Annotated in this window: 14 protein-coding genes; 3 read left to right on the top strand and 11 right to left on the bottom strand. The window is 61.1% G+C overall.

From position 1 onward, the window contains the following. Positions 1–10: 10 nt before the first annotated feature. From creC to ACMGGN_RS23685, 3 genes are all read right to left on the bottom strand, one after another. A complete protein-coding gene (creC, locus tag ACMGGN_RS23695) occupies positions 11–1,444 on the bottom strand; it encodes a two-component system sensor histidine kinase CreC (protein ID WP_115273074.1) in 1,434 nt (477 codons plus the stop codon). Beyond that, positions 1,444–2,124: a two-component system response regulator CreB gene (gene creB, locus ACMGGN_RS23690; protein WP_115273075.1), complete on the bottom strand. Its 681-nt coding sequence runs from the start codon at positions 2,122–2,124 to the stop codon at positions 1,444–1,446. Before creB ends, creC begins: the two co-directional genes overlap by 1 nt. Before the next feature lie 200 nt (positions 2,125–2,324). Beyond that, positions 2,325–2,825 (bottom strand): ATP-dependent zinc protease, encoded by a 501-nt coding sequence (locus ACMGGN_RS23685; protein WP_012316630.1) that lies wholly within the window; start codon positions 2,823–2,825, stop codon positions 2,325–2,327. Positions 2,826–3,007: 182 nt separating this feature from the next. Here ACMGGN_RS23685 and ACMGGN_RS23680 point away from each other — a divergent pair, with 182 nt between their 5' ends. Continuing rightward, the gene (locus ACMGGN_RS23680; RefSeq protein ID WP_281868240.1) at positions 3,008–3,895 is read left to right on the top strand and encodes an acyltransferase; all 888 of its coding nucleotides are present in this window, start codon (positions 3,008–3,010) and stop codon (positions 3,893–3,895) included. 19 nt (positions 3,896–3,914) lie between these two features. Here ACMGGN_RS23680 and ACMGGN_RS23675 read toward each other — a convergent pair whose 3' ends face one another. From ACMGGN_RS23675 to ACMGGN_RS23665, 3 genes are all read right to left on the bottom strand, one after another. Continuing rightward, entirely contained in the window at positions 3,915–4,490 is a 576-nt protein-coding gene (locus ACMGGN_RS23675; RefSeq protein WP_115273077.1) for a DUF2780 domain-containing protein, read from the bottom strand. Between the two features lie 182 nt (positions 4,491–4,672). Beyond that, complete coding sequence (locus ACMGGN_RS23670; protein ID WP_012316633.1) at positions 4,673–4,945, bottom strand: DUF3077 domain-containing protein; 273 nt, start codon at positions 4,943–4,945, stop codon at positions 4,673–4,675. 18 nt (positions 4,946–4,963) lie between these two features. Then, on the bottom strand, positions 4,964–5,212 hold the full coding sequence (locus ACMGGN_RS23665; protein WP_046787518.1) for a hypothetical protein: 249 nt from the start codon (positions 5,210–5,212) through the stop codon (positions 4,964–4,966). A 416-nt stretch (positions 5,213–5,628) separates the two neighbouring features. On the opposite strand from ACMGGN_RS23665, the gene ACMGGN_RS23660 reads away from it, so the two are divergent. Together ACMGGN_RS23660 and ACMGGN_RS23655 are read left to right on the top strand one after the other, a co-directional pair. Continuing rightward, entirely contained in the window at positions 5,629–6,510 is an 882-nt protein-coding gene (locus ACMGGN_RS23660; RefSeq protein ID WP_414156329.1) for an RHS repeat-associated core domain-containing protein, read from the top strand. Positions 6,511–6,621: 111 nt separating this feature from the next. Then, a complete protein-coding gene (locus ACMGGN_RS23655; protein ID WP_187306313.1) occupies positions 6,622–7,569 on the top strand; it encodes an RHS repeat-associated core domain-containing protein in 948 nt (315 codons plus the stop codon). A gap of 35 nt (positions 7,570–7,604) precedes the next feature. Here the strand turns inward: ACMGGN_RS23655 and fdhA are convergent, their stop codons facing one another. The 5 genes from fdhA to ACMGGN_RS23630 form a co-directional block, all read right to left on the bottom strand. Then, positions 7,605–8,804, bottom strand: a complete 1,200-nt coding sequence (fdhA, locus tag ACMGGN_RS23650) for a formaldehyde dehydrogenase, glutathione-independent (RefSeq protein ID WP_008095899.1) — start codon at positions 8,802–8,804, stop codon at positions 7,605–7,607. A 263-nt stretch (positions 8,805–9,067) separates the two neighbouring features. Beyond that, complete coding sequence (gene purU / locus ACMGGN_RS23645; protein WP_196997155.1) at positions 9,068–9,925, bottom strand: formyltetrahydrofolate deformylase; 858 nt, start codon at positions 9,923–9,925, stop codon at positions 9,068–9,070. 10 nt (positions 9,926–9,935) lie between these two features. After that, a complete protein-coding gene (locus ACMGGN_RS23640; protein ID WP_046787515.1) occupies positions 9,936–10,568 on the bottom strand; it encodes a sarcosine oxidase subunit gamma in 633 nt (210 codons plus the stop codon). A gap of 159 nt (positions 10,569–10,727) precedes the next feature. Then, positions 10,728–13,745: a sarcosine oxidase subunit alpha gene (locus ACMGGN_RS23635; RefSeq protein ID WP_414156328.1), complete on the bottom strand. Its 3,018-nt coding sequence runs from the start codon at positions 13,743–13,745 to the stop codon at positions 10,728–10,730. After that, positions 13,742–14,077: a sarcosine oxidase subunit delta gene (locus ACMGGN_RS23630; RefSeq protein WP_046787513.1), complete on the bottom strand. Its 336-nt coding sequence runs from the start codon at positions 14,075–14,077 to the stop codon at positions 13,742–13,744. Before ACMGGN_RS23630 ends, ACMGGN_RS23635 begins: the two co-directional genes overlap by 4 nt. Between the last annotated feature and the right edge of the window lie 12 nt (positions 14,078–14,089).

Raw genomic sequence — 14,089 nt, 5'->3', positions numbered from 1 at the left:
CCCGACAACCTCAGCTGATGCGCCGCTCCGGCAGCCAAAGCCTGACGCGTACCCCGCCATCGACGTTGTTCACCGCCAGCGCCCCGCCATGCAGTTGCATCACCTCGGCCACGAAGTTCAGCCCCAGCCCGGTACTCTTGCGCCCACTCCCCGGCCGCGGCAGCGAATAGAAACGCTCGGCAACCCGGCCGATGGCGTAGGCGGGTATCGCCTCCCCCTGATTGAACAGGCTCAGCGCCACACGCTCGCCATCGCGCTCCAGCTCGAACAGCAGCGCGCCGCCCGGCGGGGTGAAATCCAGCGCATTGTCGAGCAGGTTGGCCAGCGCCTGGCGCATGAGAAACGGATCGCACAGCAGCCACAACCCCGCTGGCACCCGCTGGCGCACCTGCAAGCCGCTTGCGTCGATGCGGGCGGCATGCGCCAGCAGCAGCTCATCGACCAACGCCGCCAAGGCAACCTGCTGCTCATCTTCCAGCGCCTGCATCTGCTCGACCCGCGCCAGGTTGAGCAACCGCTCGATCATCTGCTGCAGCCGCTCGCTTTCGCGCTCGATGTTGCCGGCAAAACGCGCCCGCTGCTCGGCCGGCATATCACCCTGGAGCAATTCAGACGCACCGCGGATAGCCGCCAAAGGGCTCTTCAACTCGTGGGTCAGGGTATGCACGTAGCGTTCGACATACGCCTTGCCCTCAAGCTGTGTGCGCATGCGCTCCACCGCATTGGCCAGGTGCGCCAGCTCACCGCCCTTGTAGTAAGGCAGCGCGGCGCGCTGGCCTTCGCTGACCGCCTGCGCATAGCGGGCCAGCCTGCGCAGGGAGCGGGCCAGCCACCAGGACAGCGCGGCGCCGACCAACAGGCCCATGCCGATCAGCCCCAACCCCAGGCCAAGCAAACGCTGTTCGGAACGGTCGATGTACGGCTGCAGTGAACTGTTGGGCTTGGCCACGGTGACCACGCCGATAACCTTGCCCTGGTCAACGATCGGCGCGGCCACGTGCATCACCGAGGTGCTTTCATCCTCTTCGACGCTGCGGGTGGAACGGGCACCGTACTGGCCGCGCAGCGTCAGGTACACGTCGTTCCAGCGCGAATAGTCCTTGCCCAGGTCCTGGCCGCTGGAATCGAGCAGCACGATGCCTTGGGCATCGGTAACGTAGATGCGGTGGCTGACCTGGTTTTTGGCCAGGCCCCAGATCTGCGCGCCGGGGCTGCGCAAGCCATACGCCTTGAGCACCTCAGGCAGGCGGCTCTGGGCAAGGGTGCCGGCCTTGACGTCATCGTGAAGGATCTCGGCCAGCAGGTTGGCAGTGTCTACCAGGGTTTCCTCGGAAGACTGGCGTACCACGGGGCGAATCTGCTCGCGCACCGTATTGAGCAGGAAGTAACCCGCCAAGCCGACGAACAGGAAGTACACCAGAAAGATCCGAATGCCCAGGCGCATCAGGCGTGTTCCGGGCTGTAGCTGTAACCCAGCCCACGGTGGGTCTGGATCGGTTCGGCATGGGCAGCCACCTGCCGCAGCTTGGCGCGCAGGCTCTTGATATGGCTGTCGATGGTGCGCTCGTAACCCACGTCGGAGGCCACTCCCAGCGCATCGAGCAACTGTTCGCGGCTGAATACACGCTGCGGTTGCTCCAGCAGGCATTGCAGCAAACGGAATTCGTGGCGGGTCAGGCTCAGCGGCTGGCTACGGTAGCTGATCAGCATGCGCAGGGTGTCGAGCTGGAACACTGCCGTTTCGGCGGGTGGCTCGGCCCGTGGCGCCATGCGCTTGAGGATCGCCCGCACCCGAGCCGCCACTTCCCGCGGGCTGAAGGGTTTGACCACGTAGTCGTCGGCGCCTATTTCCAGGCCTACCACCCGGTCGATTTCACCGTCCCGGGCGCTGAGGAACATGACCGGCACCTCGGTGAACCGGCGTAGCTGGCGGCAGGTATCAAAACCACTGATGTCGGGCAGCCCGATATCGAGGATCACCAGGTCGGCCGGCCGCTGGCGCTGCTGCTCCAGGGCCGCGGTGCCCAGGGTCACCCACGCGGTGCTGTGGCCGTCGGCCTGCAGGGCGTAGATCAGGGTATCGGCGATGGCGGCTTCGTCTTCGACGATGAGAATGTGGGGCATGGCATCCGGCCTTGCTGAGAGCGAAGCTGGACATATAGGCAAGTTTCAATGAAGACGCAATCCTCTGTAGGAGCGGCCTTGTGTCGCGAAGGGGCGCGCAGCGGCCCCAATATCTGTGCTGCTGTGGATATTTTGGGGCCGCTGCGCGCCCCTTCGCGACACAAGGCCGCTCCTACATGAAGAGCGCGTCGCCCTGCGGATCAGCAGTCAGGCTTGCCCGCAGTGAAACGTTTGGCCGGGTTTACCGCAGCCTTGAACTCGCGCAACGCCTTGGCCCCCACCAGCAACGGATAGTTGAAGCTGCTGCGGTCGACCAGGTTCACTTCTACGGTGCGCTTCTCATCCCCCAGGCACAACTCAAGGTCGATTACCGGCCTGCGCGAAAGCTCGGGCGCATCGCCTTCATCGTCTTCGTCGGCGCGGTTCTTGATCTTGCTGATGCGCGAAACCTTATGCTCGTACACCTTGCCGTCGGACTCCTTGGTCGCCAGGCGGAAGCGCACCCAGTCCTCGCCATCGCGCGTGAAGCGCTCGATGTCCTTGGCCGACAGCGAAGCGGTGTAGGCCCCGGTGTCCATCTTGGCCTTCAGGGTTTCGCCGAGTTCAGGCAGGGAGATGTTCTCATAACGGCCGTAAAGCGTAGGTTCTGCGGCCATTACCGGCAGCGCCAACAGCGACAACAGGGCTAGCATTGGTTTCACAGGCAGGCTTCCTTGAATGGGGTCAGTGCTTAGACTGTGCAAGCAGGATAGGTTCGCTGTCACAAGGGTAAACAACATAATGTGAAACATTTGTCCGCGCCGCTGGGCATTGGACATTTGGCGTAGGCTGCGGCGCTGCTTATCATTGCCGCCCGTTCAAATCCCACAACAAGAGTTTCCCTATGCGTCGCCTGCTGACCGGCATTCTTACGACCATCCTGCTGCTGCTCAACACCGTGGTGCTGATCTGCCCGCTGCTGGTCTTCGCCCTGCTCAAACTGGTGCTGCCGGGCCGGTGGCGTGATTATGCCTCCGCTGCCGTAATGTGGGTCGCTGAAGCCTGGTCGGAAATCGACAAGGCCATTTTCGCCCTGTGCATCCCTACCCAATGGGACATCCGCGGCGTCGAGAGCCTGCGCAAGGACACCTCCTACCTGGCCGTGAGCAACCACCAGACCTGGGTAGACATCCCTGCACTGATCGAAAGCCTCAACCGCCGCACGCCGTTCTTCAAGTTTTTCCTCAAGAAGGAGCTGATCTGGGTACCGCTGCTGGGCCTGGCCTGGTGGGGCCTGGATTACCCGTTCATGAAGCGCTACAGCAAGGCGTTTCTGGAGAAGCACCCCGAGCTCAAGGGCAAGGACCTGGAAATCACTAAAGCCGCCTGCGAGCTGTTCAAGCGCCAGCCGGTGACTGTGGTCAACTACCTGGAAGGCACCCGCTTCACCGAGGCCAAACGCCAGGCACAGCAGTCGCCATACCGTTACCTGCTCAAGCCCAAGGCCGGCGGCGTGGCGTTCGTGCTGGCGGCGCTGGGCGAGCAGCTGGATGCGCTGCTGGACGTGACCATCGTTTACCCCGGCAACAAGGCTCCGGGGTTTTGGGACCTGCTCAACGGCAGCATCAGCCGGGTGATCATCGACATTCAGGTGCGTGAATTGGACCCTGCCCTGTGGGCAGGGGATTACGAGAATGATCCGGCGTTCCGCCAGGCAGTACAGGCCTGGGTGAATCAGCTGTGGATTGAGAAGGACCAGCGGATCGAGCAGTTGCGCGGGGAGATGGGCTGACCGCGGCCCTATAAGGCCCTCACACCGACGGCTGAGCCAAAGGCGCCGGGGTAGTCCACAGGCTGCCCAGATTCTGCAGCAATGAACCGGCAATCCCCTGCTGGCCCAGGTACTGCAAAATCAACGGCGCGAACTGCCCGATCATGCCCGTATCCATACCCAGCGCCTTGAAGGCATTGTCCAGGTCGCTGCGGTTCTCAACGTTGTTACCCAATGCATTGCTCAATGCCGACTGGTTTTGGCTGTTCTTGCCCAGCATTTCGCCCAGCCCACTCAACCCGCCCAACATGGCGGCGCCAGACAGCAAGTCCAGCCCCGGCACAGCCTGGGTCAGCTGACCGTAGTCGTCACTGCTCAGGTTGTTGCGCGCCAGCCCCAGCATCGCCCCTGCCCCACCCACGGCCTGTTCCGGGGTGATGTTAAGTTCGCTGCCCAGGGTGTTGAGCAGATTGGCCTGGGCCTCAGGCGCCTGCACCTGGGCTTGCTGATTCTGGTTTTGCACGGCCGACACAGCATTGGCGGCATCGCTGAGGTTGAAGGCGAACACCGGGCTTGCGGCCAGGGTCATCAGGGTTGCCAGGGTGAATGCTTTCATCGGGGGGACCTCGTAGGCCGGAATGGCCTGGGAAACGAGGCATTCGACTGAGTGTTCAGAGGTTTGTTCCGGGCCGCGCATCGGGCAGGCCCGCATCAGCCACCGTTCAGCTGCAGGAGCGGCCTCGTGTCGCAAAAGGGCCGCAAAGCGGCCCCAGCAGCCTGACTGCCAGCCTCAGGTAATCAACGCACCCTGTTCCGGGCAATTTCGATGTCATCCATGATTGCCTTGGCAAACGCACTCAGGTAATCCGCCGCACCGAGCAGCTTGTGGTCATCCTCCATATCACCTTCGCGCACCAGGTGCTTGATGTACCCCAGCAGCACCGACACCTGTTCATAGGCGTGCTCGAACGGCACGCCCGGCATCACCCGGAAAATATGGCAGGGCTTGTCACCGGCCTCGCAGAACGTCTCGACGCCAACGGTCATGTTTGCGTGTGTGTCTTCACTCATCGTATTGCCCCCAAACCTTCACATGCGCTCAAGCGCATGCTCGATCAACGCATGTGCGGTATCGGCGCTGTGCACGGCATTGGTGAGCATGTGCACGCCCGGCTCGCCGGTATGCGCGCGGCAATACTCGCCGACGACTTCCGAAATACCCAGCAGCATCTCGCTGGCGACCGCCAAGGCCTCGGGTGGGATCAGCTCGGGGTGGATGGAGGAATAGAGGGTGTTGAACAGTTTGAGGCGAGGTGGATCGGGGACTATTTTTTTCATGGTTCAACTCGATGTGATGGGAAAGCCACCACCATCGTTTCCACACGAATGGAGGCAGCTGAACGCGGGGTGGAAAACCGGTCATCGAGCAACCCGGTAGGCCAAACGGCCTCCCGCGCACAGCTGCCATAACGGCATGTCGATCGATGACCACCGGGGTTTCCACACCCCCATCGCTGAACCTTTCAGCGACCCGATGAGGCTACGGGCCAGGGTTATCAAGGGCAATCAGACGCGATTCGACAGACTGCGTAGGGTATTTCCTACTACCTCAACGAGTAAGTAGGAAATTACCCATCGCTACGTGGGCAGTTTCCGCATACCTATCATTTTTGCCAGTAGCCGCCGATCTCGCTCGCGACCAATATCCTGCTGTAGTACCAATCAGCACTAGTGATGGTCCCGGGAGGTCCTTAATGAAAAGGCAGGCGGATACTGCACAATTTTTCTACCAGAATGGAAAGCTCATCACCATCAAACAAGCTGCGCAACAGCACGCGATCTTTCGTACTGGCGAGGCTCCACTAGCAGAAAGTGATATCAAACTGGCGGGAGGCCCTGCCCTTCTAGCTATAGACCAAAGTGGCTCTGTACTGGGTAGAAGTTGCAACGGAGAACGAGAACCACTGGTGTATACCGCTTATGGGCACGACGCTGCCAACGCTAGCGCGCGCGCTATATTACGGTTCAACGGCCAGCATCCGACACCATATGGACACTACGTGCTAGGTAATGGATATCGCACCTATGACCCTGCTCTGATGCGTTTCTATGCTCCTGACGGCCTTAGCCCCTTCGCGGAGGGCGGCTTGAATTCTTACATGTATTGTAACGGTGACCCTGTAGGGAAAGTTGACCCCTCCGGCCACGTACCTGTTTTTCTCAAGCCGTTCAGAAGTTTCTACAAGGGCATCAAAAACAAATTTTTTGGTCGCACGCCCAAATCGCAGCGCATTCCGGTTGAACAAGAAACATCACGAAAAAATAGCCCAGCGGAAACGGCAAGAAAACAAACAGAACCTTCAACAAATCCACATATACAGCAGATAGCTCGCTCTGAGCGTCAAGGCCTATTGCAACTGCAGCAATCCGACCTCCGAGATTTTAACACATACGACCTCTCAACTGTACCCGCTAAGTTATTCTCAGAAAGACTTGAAATTTTTAATAAAAGAAAACAGCGTATCCAAGATTTAACTACCAAACACAGGCTAGAGCCAGCACCACAATTTACTTCGGCTCCGCCCAATCAAGACGTATGGCCGTCCCAAACTGCCCGCGACATTCGCCACGAATAACAGCACTCGTACAATATGGCTTGCCTGCCACGCTCACCAAATCAACCATCATTACAACTCAGACCAGCGCCAGAACCAAAATCGACAATTAGATCAACAGGTGACCGAATCATGAATCAGTCCGCGAACAGCTCACTTTTTTTCTACCAAAACGGGAAGCTCGTCACCGTAAAACAGGGCAACCAGCAACGCTCCATCTTGCGCAATGACGACATGCCCTTGGCTGAGGTTCAAACCGGCGAAACAGTTGGCACTGGGTTGCTGGCAACCGATGACAAGGGTTCCGTTCTCAACGTTCAAGATACGGAGGACCTGGAAGGCCACAACTTTTCAGCCTACGGGCATGATCCGAACTTGCCCTCGATGCGAATAACGCTTGGATTCAATGGCGAAGCTTACGTGCCAGGTGCGGCCTCCTACCTACTTGGGCTTGGATACCGCAGCTATTCTCCGCGCCTGAGACGTTTCCTGGCTGCAGACAGCTGGAGCCCATTCGGGCAGGGTGGGTTGAATGCTTACTGCTATTGCGAAGGCGACCCGGTCAACAGCAGCGACCCAAGCGGCCATGTACGTCTGTATCTGCGCAATGGCCAAATCCTGCAGACGAAGAAGAACATGGCGAGTTCAGCGGGTACTTGGATGAGACCCCCAGGGTTCGACAAATCAGCTCACCGTAAGGCGCTGATCGACTCGACACTGCAAAAGCCACGCAGGGTCCTGGCAGACAACCCTGTCAAGGAAGGCTCTACGCACGTCAGCGTGTTGGAGGTATTCCGCAACCCTGGCAGCTCAATTGAAAAAGTCCACATCAAAGCTACGGACCTAGGGACTTTCAAACGCAATCGCGCGGAAATTGGAGTGTTGATCAGGCTGCATGAAGAAGGCAACAAAGCGCCAAGCTTGGATTATCGCAGCAAGGCTGCCGAACTCATGAACCAAAACGAAGCGATTGCCAACGCCGGAGAAGCACTATGGCGAAAAAGCATGGCATCACAATCACCCGATACGGCGTGGCTAAATGATAAGAGTGTCAGTATCAGAGTGCCGCGCCCCCAATAAAGAGATGCCCTCAATAGAGGGCATCCTTATCAGAGTCAAGCCGCACTAAACGTCTTATGCGGATCAATCACAAACTTCTTCGGCACCCCGGCATCGAACTCGCCATACCCTTCTGGCGCCTGATCCAGGCTGATCACCTGCACGCCTACGACCTCGGCGATATTGATGCGATCCCACATGATCGCCTGCATCAATTGGCGGTTGTATTTCATGGTCGGGGTCTGGCCGGTGTGGAAGCTGTGCGACTTCGCCCAGCCCAGGCCAAAGCGGATGCTCAGCGCGCCGATCTTGGCGGCAGCATCCACCGCGCCCGGGTCTTCGGTCACGTACAGGCCAGGAATACCGATGTTGCCGGCAACGCGGGTCACCTGCATCAGCGAGTTCAGCACGGTAGCCGGGGCCTCGTGCTTGGCGCCTTCATGACCATGGCCACGGGCTTCGAAGCCTACGGCATCGACGGCGCAATCCACTTCAGGCTCACCGAGGATATCGATGATCTGCTCGTGCAGCGGGGTGTCCTTGGACAGGTCGACCACTTCGAAGCCCTGGGACTTGGCGTGTGCCAGGCGCAATGGGTTGAGGTCGCCGACGATGACGCAGGCAGCGCCCAGCAGGCGGGCAGAGGCGGCGGCAGCCAGGCCGACCGGGCCAGCACCTGCGACGTAAACGGTGCTGCCTGGGCCTACGCCAGCAGTCACGGCACCGTGATAGCCGGTGGGCAGAATGTCGGACAGGCAGGTCAGGTCACGGATTTTCTCCATGGCCTTGTCGCGATCGGGCAGTTTCAGCAGGTTGAAGTCGGCATACGGTACCAGCACGTATTCAGCCTGGCCGCCGGTCCAGTCGCCCATGTCGACATAACCGTAGGCACCGCCGGCACGGGCCGGGTTGACGGTGAGGCAGACACCGGTGTGCATCTCTTTGCAGGAGCGGCAGCGGCCGCAGGCGACGTTGAACGGCACCGACACCAGGTCGCCGATTTTCAGGCGTTCGACGTCACGCCCCATCTCGACGATTTCACCGGTGATTTCGTGGCCCAGGACCAGGCCGACCTGGGCAGTGGTGCGGCCGCGGACCATGTGCTGGTCGGAGCCACAGATGTTGGTGGAGACCACCTTGAGGATGACGCCGTGCTCGATCTTCTTGCCGCGCGGGTCCTGCATCTTCGGGTAGTCGATCTTCTGCACCTCGACCTTGCCAGCGCCCAGGTACACCACTCCACGATTGCCAGACATGCTCTTACCTCGCTTGATTTGTATTTATGCAGCGTTGGTTGAAGCGCCGCCGTCCATGGGCGACATGTGTTGCTGGAATGCAGGGAATTGTGGGCTTGATGGGGCGCAAGGCACTGACTGAAAACGACAGGGGGATGCCTTTTTACGGCAGGCCAAAGGCGGGGGCCGCTTTGCGGCCCTTTCGCGACACAAGGCCGCTCCTACAGGCGCCTGTAGGAGCGGCCTTGTGTCGCGAAAGGGCTGCGCAGCAGCCCCAGAATTGTTCAGAGAACGACAGTACGGTTGGCGTTGAGAAACACCCGCCGCTCGATGTGATACCCGACCGCCCGCGCCAGGGTCAGGCATTCGATGTCACGCCCCTTGGCAATCAGGTCCTCAGGGTAATGGCTGTGATCCACCACCTCAACGCCCTGGGCGATGATCGGCCCTTCATCGAGGTCGTTGTTGATGTAGTGCGCCGTAGCGCCGACCATCTTCACACCCTTGTTGTACGCTTGGTGATACGGCTTGGCACCCTTGAACCCAGGCAGCAACGAGTGATGAATGTTGATCGCCCAGCCATCCAGGCGACGGCACAGCTCAGGCGACAGCACCTGCATGTACCGGGCAAGAATCACCAGCTCTGCACCACTTTCTTCGATCACCTGCAGCACCTTGCGCTCTTGCGCAGGCTTGTCCTTGGGGTCGAGGGCGAAGTGGTAATACGGGATCTTGTGCCAATGCGCCAATGGCTCGAGATCGGGGTGATTAGAGATCACCGCGACCACGTCCATCGCCAACTGACCAATGCGCTGGCGGTACAACAGGTCGTTCAGGCAGTGGTCAGCCTTGGACACCATGATCACCACCTTGGGGCGGTGATTCGGTGCGGTCAGCTCGAACGCCATGCCGAACGCATCACCGCGCTCGGCGAGGCCGGCACGGAAACCGACCTCGTCAAAATCGTCCGGCTGGCGGAACTCGACGCGGATGAAAAAGCGCCCCGACTGCCGGTCATCGAAGGAGTGGTGCTCGGTGACGTAGCAGCGCTGCTCGAAGAGGTAACGCGTCACCACGTCGACGGTGCCGAGCATGCTCGGGCAGTCGGCGGTGAGAATCCAGGTATCCGGTGCCCGACTCATGTTGCTCTCCTTAGGCTTCGATGCTCAGGCCGTATTCGGCAGAAGCGTCCTGCAGCCACAGCCACCAGTAATCGGCGAAGCTGCGGCGAATCACCAGCTCCCAGGTGTCCTCGGCCGTGCGGCGAATCACCAGTTGCGACTTGGCGAACACGGTACCCACCGCCTTGCCGACCGGGAAGTTGTTCGGGTGAACATCATAGCTGGTGGACTTCATCAGCACTTCGCGCACGTGCGGGCCGCGCAGCTCCAGCAGGCTTTGCCCGCCGCTGACGTTGACCACCTGGATGTGCTGGCCTTCAAGGGCCGCGCGCAGCTTTTGCTCGACGGCGAACTCCTGGCCGCCAGGGACGATCAGCAGCCACTCATCAGGGCCGAGCCACTGCAGCGACATGTCGCTGTTGGCGACCACGGTCAGGGCCACTGGCAGCTCCAGGCCAAGGGCCTTGTGCACGCCTGCGGCGAACTCCGGGTCGTGGCCATTGCCACGAAGGGTCAGGTGGCCGAGGAATTTCTTTTCACGCAGGGTTACGCCTGCGTTCTTGCGGCCCTTGCCAACCAGGCTGGCCAGGTCGGCGTGGTGCAGCGGCGACTGAGCTTTGGCGTCGGCGCCGGGGTTTTGCTGGAAGACGTTGATAGCGCTCATTTCTTACCTGCCTTGAATTCTTGGTCGTCGATACGACGCAGCTTGCAGGGTGTGTTTGCCGGTTCCCACAGGGACCGCACCTACCTTCACAACTGCATCGATCCTGTGGGAGCCGGCTTGCCGGCGATTGGGCCAGCCGGCTCGTCACAGGGCCCGGAGTCAAACGTTCTGCCGCTCACCCTTCGGGTCGAAGAACACCGAAGACACGATTTCTGCCTCGATCACGCTGCCATCGGCTTGCGGCGAATAAACGCGCTCGCCCATGCGTTTCAGGCCGCCTTTGACCACACCCATGGCAAACGAATAACCCAGGGAGTTGGCCGCGTAGCTGGAGGTGACGTGGCCGACCATGTCCATCGGGATCGGCTGCTTGGGGTCGAATACCAACTGGGCGCCTTCGGGCAGCCACTTGGTCGGGTCCACAGGCTTGAGGCCCACCAGTTGCTTGCGGTTTTCCCGCACACAGTCCTCGCGGTTCATGCCACGCAGGCCGATCCACGAAAACGGTTTATTGCGGCCCACGCACCAGCTCATGTTGAGGTCGTCCGGGGTCATCGAGCCGTCGGTGTCCTGGCCAACGATGATGAAGCCCTTCTCGGCACGCAGTACGTGCATGGTTTCGGTGCCGTACGGGGTCAGGTTGTACTTCTTGCCGGCTTCGATGACTTTTTCCAGCACGCCCATGGCGTAGTTGGCCTGCACGTTGACTTCGTACGACAGCTCACCGGTGAACGAAATACGGAACACACGGGCAGGTACGCCACCGACAATGCCTTCCTTCCAGGTCATGAACGGGAAGGCGTCCTTGTCCAGGTCGATGTCGTCGGTCAGCTCGCTGAGCAGCTTGCGGCTGTTGGGGCCGGACAGGGTCAGCGTGGCCCAGTGGTCGGTAACCGAGGTGAAATACACCTTCATCTCTGGCCATTCGGTCTGGTGGTACAGCTCCAGCCACTGCAGCACGCGTGCGGCGCCGCCGGTAGTGGTGGTCATGTAGAAGTGGTTGTCGCCGACACAGGCGGTCACGCCGTCGTCGAAGACCATGCCGTCTTCTTTGCACATCAGGCCATAACGGGCCTTGCCCACATCGAGCTTGGTCCAGGCGTTGCTGTAGATGCGGTTGAGGAACTCGCGGGCATCCGGGCCCTGGATATCGATCTTGCCCAGGGTCGAGGCGTCGAGCAGGCCCACGCTGTCGCGCACGGCCTTGCACTCACGGGCCACGGCGGCGTGGATGTCTTCACCGGCCTTGGGGAAGTACCAAGGGCGCTTCCATTGGCCGACGTCTTCGAACTCGGCGCCGTTCTTCACGTGCCAGGCATGCAGGGCAGTGAAGCGCACGGGCTCGAACAGGTGGCCACAGTGACGGCCCGCTACCGCACCGAAAGTCACCGGCGTGTAGTTGGGGCGGAACATGGTGGTGCCCATTTCCGGAATGGTGATACCGATCGAACGGGCGGCGATGGCCAGGCCGTTGATGTTGCCCAGTTTGCCTTGGTCGGTACCGAAGCCCAGCGCGGTATAGCGCTTGACGTGCTCGACCGACTCGAAGCCTTCGCGGGTGGCCAGTTCGATACCGGCGGCGGTCACATCGTTCTGCTGGTCGACGAACTGCTTCGGCCCCTTGCTGCCCTTGTCGTGCGGCACCTGGAACAGCGCCACGGTGGCCTCTTCCTTGCGTGCAACGGTCTTTGGCAGCGTGCCGGTGGTAGCCTTGAAGCCGGCTTCGGTGGCGGCGCGCACGCCGCCTTCGAAACCATCGGCAATCACATCGCCCAGTGCATACACGCCGTTGATGCCACCCACGCACACGCGCTTCTGCGGCGCATCACCGGGCACGAAGCCAAGGATATCGTCACGCCATACCGGGCGACCGCCCAAGTGCGAGGCCAGGTGGACGATCGGGCTGTAGCCGCCGGAGGTTGCGATCAGGTCGCATTCGAGGGTTTCGCCTGGGCTGGTGACCTTGTGTGCCTGCACATCGATGGCCGCCACGCGGGCACCGGTGACATGCTTGCTGCCTTTGGCCTCGATCACAGCGCTGGAAGTGAGGATGCGGATGCCTTTGGCACGGGCTTCCTCAACCAGCGAACCACGGGGGTTGTGGCGGGCGTCGGCGATGGCGACGACCTGCAGGCCAGCGTCATGCCAGTCCAGCGCAGCGCGGTAGGCATGGTCGTTGTTGGTCGACAGCACCAGCTTGCGGCCCGGCGCCACGCCGTAGCGGCGCACATAAGTGGAGACAGCACCGGCCAGCATGTTGCCCGGCACGTCGTTGTTGCCGTACACCAGCGGGCGCTCGTGGGCGCCGGCGGCCAGTACAACGCGCTTGGCACGTACACGGTGCACACGGTGGCGAACCTGGCCGATCGGCGCGCGGTCACCGAGGTGGTCGGTAAGGCGCTCGTGAATGGTCAGGAAGTTGTGGTCGTGGTAACCGTTGACCGTGGCGCGTGGCAGCAGGGTCACTTCCGGCAGGCTTTCCAGCTCTTTGACCACGGCGTTGACCCAGTCAGCGGCCGGTTTGCCGTCGAGGGTCTCGCGGCTGTCGAGCAGGCTGCCGCCGAACTCTTCCTGTTCGTCGGCCAGGATCACCCGGGCACCGCTGCGCGCAGCGGCCAGGGCTGCGGCCAGGCCTGCAGGGCCGGCACCGACGATCAGCACGTCGCAGTGCTGGTTCATGTAGTCGTAGCTGTCCGGGTCGTTCTGCAGCGGCGCACGGCCAAGGCCAGCCGCCTTACGGATGTACTTCTCGTAAGTCATCCAGAACGATTTCGGGTACATGAAGGTTTTGTAGTAGAAGCCCGGCGGCATCATGCTGCCGCCGACCTTGCCGAGGATGCCCATGACGTCGTTGTTGACGTTCGGCCAGCCGTTGGTGCTGGTGGCGACAAGGCCTGCGTACAGCGCCTGCTGGGTGGCGCGCACGTTGGGGATCTGCGTGGCTTCGCTGGAGCCGATCTGCAAGATGGCGTTCGGCTCTTCGGTACCGGCGGCGATGATGCCGCGTGGGCGCGAGTACTTGAAGCTACGGCCAACGATGTCGACGCCGTTGGCCAGCAGCGCGGCGGCCAGGCTGTCACCGGCATAACCCTGGTAGGTCTTGCCGTTGAAGGTGAAGTTCAGGACCTTGCTGCGGTCGATACGGCCGCCGCTGGCGAGGCGATAGGTCTGGCTCATACTTTTTCCCCTTGGCCTTTGGCGGTCGACGGTGCGCTGCTTTGCTTGCCGCCTGCGGTCACCTGCGGCTTCTCGCCGATCTTGTAGGTTTCCAGAATTTCGTAGGTCACGGTGTCGCGGGTGACGTTGAAGTACTGACGGCAGCCGGCAACGTGGTCCCACAGTTCATGGTGAATACCGCGCGGGTTGTCGCGGAAGAACATGTAGGTGCCCCACTCCTCGTCGGAGCAGGCGTTGGGGTCCAGCGGGCGGGCGATGTGCGCCTGGCCAGAGGCGTGGAACTCTTCTTCGGAGCGCAGCTCGCCGCAGTGGGGACAGAAAATATGCAACATGACGGTGTCTCC

This window comes from Pseudomonas sp. BNK-30, from assembly GCF_047456185.1.
GTDB classification, from domain to species: domain Bacteria; phylum Pseudomonadota; class Gammaproteobacteria; order Pseudomonadales; family Pseudomonadaceae; genus Aquipseudomonas; species Aquipseudomonas putida_E.
Note: the sequence above shows the minus strand (reverse complement) of the source record. Positions and strands in the feature narration are given on the sequence as shown.